This is a genomic window from Pseudoalteromonas piscicida, assembly GCF_002744175.1.
In the GTDB taxonomy this organism is placed as follows: domain Bacteria; phylum Pseudomonadota; class Gammaproteobacteria; order Enterobacterales; family Alteromonadaceae; genus Pseudoalteromonas; species Pseudoalteromonas piscicida_B.
In genome coordinates this window covers 47,048-56,231 of record NZ_NKHF01000102.1, presented here as the reverse complement: position 1 = coordinate 56,231, position 9,184 = coordinate 47,048, and the positions used below count along the sequence as shown (strand labels likewise).

The window sequence follows — 9,184 nt, the reverse complement described above, 5'->3', positions numbered from 1 at the left end:
GGGTCACTGGTTCAAGTCCAGTACAACCCACCAATTCTATTTTAATATAGTGTTGGTCAATTCTAATACATTAAAATTCTCTTGCTCACTACTTAGCACAATTACTTTTCTCGCTTACAAGCAACCTAGCTTCTCTAAGACTTTAAATTTATTTTTTAACTATTTTGTCACTAAGCACAGCAAATAGTTGGTATAAGTTAAATAGACTAACCTACTAAAAATGAGCTAATTTTTGTTTTCAAAACTACACCTAAGTACTAGACTAGAAGCAAAGCCATTGTCTAATTACTGTTTCTATGTCAGCTCCATCTATTCAAAATGCCAAAATGCTTATCGTTGAAGATCAACCGCTAGCATTGAGCTATATGAAACAATCATTAGAGCAACTAGACTTTAGAAATTTAAAATTTGCAGACAGTGCAGACAGCGCAAAAGAGCTATGTACTCTCAATAAGTTTGATCTTATCGTCTGCTCTTTTGGCCTAGCTAAAAAACAAAACGGTTATCAATTCTACGAAGAGCTTCGCTCTAAACAGCTTATCCGCTCTAGTACCGCTTTTATTTTTATCTCTTCAGAAACCAGCCCTGAATTAGTACACAGTATAATTGAATTACAACCAGATGACTTTTTGGTAAAACCGTTTTCGATTAAAGAACTGCAATACCGTATCGAGCGAGTGCTTAAGCGTAAACAAGCACTCACAAAAATAAACTCGCTTGTAGATGATAAAAACTACTCCAAGGCACTCAAAGCACTGGACGAAGAACTAGATAAAAAAGAGCATAACTACACTTCTCTCTTGCTTAAACTAAAAGGTGAGCTGCTTCTCAAGTTAAATAAACTAGAGGAAGCTAAATCCTTCTATAAATCGGTATTATCACTACAAAAATTTACTTGGGCGAAATTGGGGTTAGTTGAGGCGCTAATTACAAATAATGAAGATGTTATCGCTCAGAAAATGCTGAAAACCTTGATTGAAAAGCCGGAAACTCGCCTGCCAGCGCTAGACTTATTAAGTAAACTAGAAATAAAGCTCAATCAGTATGAGAACGCTCAACAGTTTTTACAGCAAGCAATTGAGATGGCCCCAAGGAATATTAATCGACAACAATCGCTGGGGCGTGTGGCACAAATTAACCATGATTATGAGACCAGCTATAAAGCACATAAAGATATAGCAGCATTTGCAAGGCACTCTATCCATGATAAGCCAGAAGTTTACTTAAATGCAGCTAGGGCCGGTATCGACTTTGCATTAAGTACAGATCAGTCCGATCAGGTTACACGCCTAACTCGGCAAACTCAGCAATATCTTAATGATCTAAAAAACCAATTTCCAAATGCCCAAAACCAGGCTCAAATTGATGTCCTTAATGCCCGAGTTCACTATCTAAAAGACGAACATCACAAAGCAAAGCAGTTATTAGAACAATTAGAGGATGAGCCTGTTATTCGTTCTGTAGACTCAACATTGGATAAAGCCAAAGCGCTGCACGAGGTGGGGTTAAACCATAAAGCACAGGAGCTATTTAACCAAGTTATCGCACATTGCGAACGTCATAGCTCAACAGCTGATCCTATTACGATGCATTATCTTTACCAGCAGCAACAAGAGAAGAAAGAAATCACCATGGGCCCAAGAGAGCTCAATAACCACGCAGTAACTCAATTCAATAAAGGTCAATACGAAACAGCTCTAGAAGCCTTCACACAAGCTTTTAGAATTATGCCAAAGAACTCGGGGATTGCGTTGAATTTATTGCAGTGTATGAGTGATAGCTGCGCCAAGTCTGGCAGTACGTTTAACTCAAACCTAGCAAAGCGCTGCACCACCTTGCTGAACCAGACTGAGCTAGATAACGAGCAACAGATCCGCTATGGCAAACTGAAAGCTAAACTGAGCGAAATGAAGCTCGATTTTGAATAGTCAGCAGTTACAATTACCAGGGTTATAGTAATTGGTATTATTTCTTTTCCATTGAAGTAGCATTAACACAATAGCGAAGCCCACTTGGTTCAGGGCCATCAGGGAACACATGACCAAGGTGGCTATCACAAACATTACAGGTGATTTCAATGCGAGTCATACCGAGACTTTTATCCCCATGATATGCCACAGCTTCTATACTTGCAGGTTGAGTAAATGACGGCCATCCAGAGCCACTATCAAACTTTTCATCCGCATCAAACAACAACGTTTGACAACATACACAGTAATATTTACCCGGCTCAAACAACTGGCAGCTCTGTGAACTAAATGGACGCTCAGTTCCCTTTTTACGGGTGATCATATAGGTTTCAGGATCAAGTTCAGCTTGCCATTGTTCGTCTGTTTTCTCGACTCTTCGAGGTGCAATTGGATTGCCATTTCTAGCAAAGTTTAGAATGTCTAACCACTTTAACATCTCAGTTCTCTCTTTTGTTTACTTGCGCTTTTTGCTCTTCAACTGGAAAAGGCCAGTCGCCAAAAAAACAGCTTAAGTAACGACTTTTAATCAGATACAACAGTACCCAGCTCACCAACACAATTTGCACTGCTAAATATGGAGAAAAACTATAGTGGGTTTTAGCTGCTTGAATAATTAACCAAGCTAAATCAAGTACTGCAGTTAATATAAGCGGAAAACGCATATAACGCCAAACCACAGCAAGCTTTGGAGAACTAGTTGGACGCCTAAGAGAAAAAACCACCGTTGGGATAAGTGCAATACACGCAATACCTGTAGCAACAAAAAAATGAAATTTAGACTCAAAAAACAGCGACATTAGGTCTAAGTCAGGCCGCCTTGCTAGTGCTGAAAACACCCAAATCAACAGCGGACGAAGTAACACGACAAGTGCTAAATTAAATGCTATTGGGGGTCGGTAAACACCAAATTTATCCCAATACTCAGGGCCGTATCGTGTTACTGTTTTCATCTTACTACTCGTATTGATTTAATAGTGCTATCAACGCCTCTTCATCGAATACGTCAATACCAAGCTCTTGTGCTTTAGCGAGTTTAGAGCCGGCTTTTTCACCTGCATACACAGCATTTGTATTCTTAGACACACTTCCAGCAACCTTTGCACCAAGTGCTTGTAACCTTGCTTTAGCATCATTACGGTTCAATTGGCTTAGAGTCCCTGTTAACACTAGTGTTTGCCCTGCTAGCGGCTGCTCATCTTCAGAAGGCGCTGCTACATCTTGCCATGTAATACCAACATCAATTAAGGCGTTCACCACCTCTTGGTTATGCTGCTCCGCAAAGAAACTATGGATATGCTGTGCAACGATAACCCCAACATCACTCACTTGCTGTAATGTATCAATGGAGGCTGCCATTACTTTTTCAAGCGTCAGGAAGTAATTCGCCAAGTTTTGAGCTGTCGCTTCCCCAACTTCTCTGATCCCAAGTGAATACAAAAACTTTGCTAATGTCGTCTGCTTAGCTGCTTCAAGCGCCGCAACCAAATTTTTAGCAGACTTAGGGCCCATTCGCTCTAAAGACTCAAAGTGGCCCTGCTTTAGAATAAATAGATCAGCAGGCGTTTTGATCAACTCTCGCTCCACCAACTGCTCAACTATCTTGTCGCCAAGGCCATCAATATCGAGCGCTTTTCTAGATGCAAAGTGCTTTATCGCTTCTTTACGTTGTGCACGGCATACTAAACCACCGGTACATCGCGCTACAGCTTCTCCCTCAACACGCTCCACATGCGAATCACAAACAGGGCATGTATCAGGGAACTCAATCTCTTTGACATCTTCAGGGCGTCTGTCTAATACGACTTGAGTCACTTGAGGAATGACGTCCCCTGCTCTGCGTACAATGACAGTATCCCCAATTTTGACACCTAAACGGGCAATCTCGTCGCCATTGTGAAGTGTTGCATTAGATACAGTTACACCACCAACAAATACAGGTTCTAGGCGCGCAACAGGGGTAATTGCCCCCGTTCGGCCAACCTGAAATTCCACATCAAGTAGTTGTGTAATTTCTTCTTGCGCAGGAAACTTAAACGCAATAGCCCAACGGGGAGCTCGTGCCACAAAGCCTAGTTGCTCCTGCTGGGTTTTGTCGTTTACTTTAATGACAACGCCGTCGATTTCATAAGGAAGTGCTGCACGACGCACCATAATATCTTGATAGTAATCCAGAGCTTGTTGCGCATTGTCTACCAGCTTAGTTTCAGGGCTCATAGGTAAACCCCAGCTTTGCAGCTGCTGTAACTGAGCATAATGCTCTGTCGCCAGCGTACCTCCCTCAACAAGCCCCATGGAGTAGGCATAAAACATCAATGGCCGCTTAGCGGTGATCTTAGAGTCTAGTTGACGCAAACTCCCCGCAGCTGCATTTCTTGGATTCGCAAAGGTTTTTTCGCCTTTTGCTTGCGCCGTTTCATTAAGCTTATTAAAGCCAGCGGTGTCCATAAACACCTCACCACGCACTTCAACTTCGCGCGGAATATTCTCTCCGCGTAACTTTAGTGGCACATTACGGATGGTTTTAACATTCTCTGTAATGTTTTCTCCAACCTGTCCATCCCCTCTCGTGGCGGCTTGAACCAAAACGCCATCGCGATATAAGATTGACACAGCTAAACCATCCAGTTTTGGCTCACAGCAAAAGGTGATATCTTGGGTCGTCAGTAGTCGCTCTTTGATGCGTCTATTAAACGCTGTGAATTCGCTTTCATCAAAAGCATTATCAAGCGACAACATGGGTACTTTGTGCGTTACCTGCTCAAACTTACTAAGTGCCTCACCGCCTACCTTTTGCGACGGAGAATCAGGGCTTTGCAATTCGGGATGTTGCTGCTCAAGGTCAATAAGCTGACGCATTAAACGGTCATATTCAGCATCCGGAACACTCGGATTGTCCAATACATAATATTGATAATTATAATCTTCCAGTTGCGCTCTAAGTTCGGCAACTTGGCTTTCGATGTTTTTTAACATTTAGACCTCTAAACGTAAAAAGCCACCAGCAAATGCCAGTGGCTTATAATTTCTTCTAAGGGGTATTAAGCAGCGAATTCACGCACTTTTTCAACATAACCGCGCACGGCTTCTACCGTTAATGGCTGACGGTCTTTATCTAGTACGGTTGCACCAAACTCTTCAGCAAGTTTTTTCGATGCGCTATGTAGCATATTGAAGGCAGCCAAATTGTCACCATCACAAGGTAAAGTCATAAATAGGCTAATACCACCTGTACTAAATTGTTCCATATTATCGATATCAAACGTACCTGGGTTAAACATATTCACCAAACGGAATAACACCGGACCATTGCCTGATGGCTCCAAATGACGATTGAAGAAACCTTCTTCTGAATATTTAAAGCCAAGGCTTAATACTGTCGGCAACAGTTTAGAGCCAGCCATTTTTAACCCTTCAGGCATCTCGACATGCAAAATAATAAAATCTTGCGGCTCAGCCACATTTTCCTCATGGTCAGAATCCTGTTCTTTTCGCTCAGTAGTTTCAGCGACAGTTTCAGTATCTTCACGTTCAGCCTCAAGGATCCCTTCAGAAACAGGCTCTTCATCCACTGCACTAAAGGTCATCTCACCAATTTCAGGTTCGTCAGGCTCTTTATCATGATTTTGCGTTTGCGCCTTGGGTTCACTTGCTACTTTCCGAGCTCCCTTCTCACTGTCCTTTTTGCGGACAGACCAAAGCCCATGAATGAGTAGTCCGCCTATGACCAACGCACTGATCACGATTAATGCCCATCTTAACTCTGTGGCCATTGCTCACCTTTTTTGTTGTTATGCCTGTGCCATTTGCACTGCTTGTTCTATGTCTACAGCAACCATGCGTGACACCCCTGGTTCAGCCATGGTTACCCCCGTCAGTCTACCCGCCATTTCCATCGCGACCTTGTTATGACTGATATAAATAAATTGCACCGTTTGCGACATTTCTTCAACCAAACGACAAAATCGTCCTACGTTTGCATCGTCTAGCGGCGCATCTACTTCATCCAGCATACAGAATGGGGCTGGATTAAGCCTGAATATTGAAAATACCAATGATAATGCGGTCAGCGCTTTTTCTCCACCACTTAACAGATGAATTGTCGAGTTTTTCTTTCCCGGTGGCCTTGCCATGATAGAAACACCACTTTCAAGTAAGTCATCGCTGGTCAACTCGAGGTATGCATTCCCCCCGCCAAACACTTTTGGAAATAACTCGGCTAAGTCTTCATTCACTTGATTAAAGGTAGCGCTGAAGCGAGTTTTGGTCTCTTTGTCAATTTTCCTTATCACCGCTTCTAACGTTTCTAACGCATTAGTGAGATCATCTAGCTGCGTATCTAAATAGGTTTTACGTTCCTTCGCTTCTTCAAATTCTTCAATTGCGGCTAAGTTCACAGCACCCAACTTGCCAAGATCGCTACTCACTCGGTTTAAACTAGCTTGATATTGTCCGAGGTTCGCATCTGTTGGCAGCTGAGCTAACTCGGTTTTCAGAGTTCGTCCAAGCGCCTCCAATGGCTCAAGTGCAGCCTGAGCTTTTAGCATTAAGCCCTGCTCATCAAGTTTTAGTTGCTGCAAAGACTCATTAAGCTTATTTACCTCTGTGCTTGCATCTTTTAAAGCCGCTTGCTTCTGGCTTAGCTTTTCCTTCGCTTGTTGCAGCGTATCAAACATAGTTTGCTTTTGCGCTTTCGCTTCTAGGTGCTGCGCTAGTAAGATCTCTATTTGCTCATTCGCTTCAACAAGAGGCTCATCACAAAGTAAAATATCTTCTTGCGTTTGCTCAATGCGCTGAGCTATTTCTTCACGACGATGTTGCAAGTGCTCTAATTTTGAGTTGCTTAGCTGCTGCTCACTTTCAGCCTGCTGCGCTGCAAGCTTAGTCGTATGCACTAATTGCTGCGTTTCTTGTAATGCCGCACGTCGAGACTGGCTCTGCTGTTTAAACTCACTCAACTTACCCTCAACCAAGAGTTGTGACTGCTGCGCTTGCTCTAGCAAGGTTTCGAGCTGTAATTGTTCTTCTGAGTAAAGTTCAACTTGTTCGATAACCTCGCGTTTCGCTTGCGCAAGAGTATCAAGCTGCTGCTGCATTTTTTCGCCTTGCACACGCCAAGCACTCAGGTGCTCATCCAACATTTCAACTTTGGTTTTGTGGCTGGCAATGGCTTGTGCTTTTTCATGAACCTGTTGCTGCGTTTCTAACAACTTAGCTTGTGTGTCTTCAAGAGTTATTCTTTTTTGTGCTACAACCTGCTCTACATCCTCGACACTTTGTTGCAGATTTGGCAGTTTGCTACGATATGACTGCAACTGAGCATAACGTTTTAACGCACCACTATCCTCGCTGGTTTTCGCCTTGGCTTTAAAGTTATCACCCACAATAATGCCACTTGGGGTCACCCCCAGCACGTATTGCTCGCACGATACAAAGCCACCGGACTCAGCGCATAATTTTATTTTAGTTAAAAAGCTGGGAAATAGCCCCGAACGTATTTTGGTCGCAACCGAATCGGCGGGAATTACCAACGCCATGGGCCATATTGAATTCATTTCAGATTGCTGAACTACTAAGTGCGTCATGCCCAAAAGCGCAGCTTCAACACACTCCTCATACCCAGAATCTACAACCAGTTGCGATAACATAGTCGCAGTTGCAACCTCCGATGTTTCATCTGCCCAGCGCGACAGCGCTTTTATTTCTGACTGCGCTTCTTGTAGCGCATGCGCCGCTTCCCGCGCTTGGGTTTGCGCTAACGAGATGTCCTCTTTATTGGTTTGCTCCTGCGCTTGTAGTTGACTCGCTTGACCTTGTAACTTCGCCATCGCCTGTACTAATTGATGATGAGCATCTTGCGCTTCAGCCAAGTCCCTTTTCAGCGTCGACCCTTGGTGCGATTCTAGTTGCGCCAAAAGCTCGGCTTGACGTTTGTCTATGTGCGCCTTTTCTTGCTGCTGTTGCATCAATTGGCTTGTCGCTTGTTGTAATTGGGTATTAGTTTGTTGACAGCCATGCTGTGCAGCGCTCAGCTGCTCTTCTAAATTAATCAGCTCGGCGTCATTTTGTTCATTGGCGAGTTGCACTTCTTCGAGTTGTAGTAACGCAATCTCTAGTTGCTCAGCGGTCTCATTAACCTTTTCCGAGCTGGCGGTGACATACTGTGACTGCTCGTCATATGCTTCTGTCACCTCTTGTTGCTGTGACTTTAGCAATTGAGACTGCTCGAGAAGTTGGCGTTTCTTGTCAGTTAAATTGACTTTTTGCTGCTCTACTGTCGCCAGCTGAGTTTCGATACGGTGTACACTGTGCTGTGCTTGCTCATAGCCATCATTAAGATGAGTGATCTCATGTTCCAACGTCGCGAGCACCGAGTCATGCCCACGATGGGCTTCGCTAAAAAATGCCAGCTTTTCATTTAGCTTTGCGATTTCATTCGCTTTCGTCGCTTGCTTCTGTTCTAAGCTTTGCCACTTTAACACCGCAATCCACGCCTTGAGAGCTCGCTCTTGTGATTTTAATGATTTGTATTGACTGGCCTGCTCTGCCTGTAGCGACAGCTTATCTAATTGACTTTGTAATTCCTGTCTTACGTCAAGTAAACGTTCCATATTTTCGCGAGTACTTTTGATCCGAGTCTGGGTTTCTCGACGGCGTTCTTTATATTTTGAAATACCCGCGGCTTCTTCTAAGAACACCCGCAGCTCCTGCGGTTTACTCTCAATTAGCCGAGAGATCATCCCTTGCTCAATGATTGCGTAACTTCTCGGTCCAAGTCCAGTACCTAAAAAAATATCTGTGATATCTCGCTTACGACATTTGCTGCCATTTAAAAAATAAAGCGACTGACCATCTCGTGTAACCAGGCGCTTAATGGCTATCTGGTTACGATCAGCAAAAGTACCGGGCAAACGGCCTTGGGTATTATCGAAAATCAGCTCAACAGAGGCTTGCGAGATAGGCTTACGTTTAGTGGAACCGTTAAAAATAACGTCAGTCATGGCATCGCCACGAAGATTTTTTGCTGAGCTTTCACCAAGTACCCAACGCACGGCATCAATCACATTAGACTTACCACAACCATTAGGCCCGACCACACATGTCATCTGGTCAGGAAAAGGGATCTTGGTTGGCTCCACAAAAGACTTGAAGCCTGCCAGTTTAATGCTGCTCAGTCGCATAGCTTATTATTGTTATTCGCTGTTATTGTTGAGAAT

The 9,184-nt window shown here is 43.6% G+C and carries 6 protein-coding genes; 1 reads left to right on the top strand and 5 read right to left on the bottom strand.

What is annotated here, in order from left to right; genetic code table 11:
- Window positions 1-296: 296 nt before the first annotated feature.
- Entirely contained in the window at window positions 297-1,928 is a 1,632-nt protein-coding gene (locus CEX98_RS20950; RefSeq protein ID WP_099643935.1) for a response regulator, read from the top strand.
- A gap of 37 nt (window positions 1,929-1,965) precedes the next feature.
- On the opposite strand, the gene msrB is transcribed toward CEX98_RS20950, so the two are convergent.
- From msrB to CEX98_RS20925, 5 genes are all read right to left on the bottom strand, one after another.
- On the bottom strand, window positions 1,966-2,406 hold the full coding sequence (gene msrB, locus CEX98_RS20945; protein WP_099643934.1) for a peptide-methionine (R)-S-oxide reductase MsrB: 441 nt from the start codon (window positions 2,404-2,406) through the stop codon (window positions 1,966-1,968).
- Window position 2,407: 1 nt separating this feature from the next.
- Window positions 2,408-2,920, bottom strand: a complete 513-nt coding sequence (locus CEX98_RS20940; protein WP_099643933.1) for a DUF2919 domain-containing protein — start codon at window positions 2,918-2,920, stop codon at window positions 2,408-2,410.
- A gap of 4 nt (window positions 2,921-2,924) precedes the next feature.
- Window positions 2,925-4,943 carry an NAD-dependent DNA ligase LigA gene (ligA, locus tag CEX98_RS20935; protein ID WP_099643932.1) on the bottom strand — a complete coding sequence of 673 codons (2,019 nt, stop codon included), beginning with the start codon at window positions 4,941-4,943 and terminating at the stop codon, window positions 2,925-2,927.
- Window positions 4,944-5,008: 65 nt separating this feature from the next.
- On the bottom strand, window positions 5,009-5,740 hold the full coding sequence (zipA, locus tag CEX98_RS20930) for a cell division protein ZipA (RefSeq protein WP_099643931.1): 732 nt from the start codon (window positions 5,738-5,740) through the stop codon (window positions 5,009-5,011).
- 18 nt (window positions 5,741-5,758) lie between these two features.
- Complete coding sequence (locus CEX98_RS20925; RefSeq protein ID WP_099643930.1) at window positions 5,759-9,148, bottom strand: AAA family ATPase; 3,390 nt, start codon at window positions 9,146-9,148, stop codon at window positions 5,759-5,761.
- Window positions 9,149-9,184: the final 36 nt, after the last annotated feature.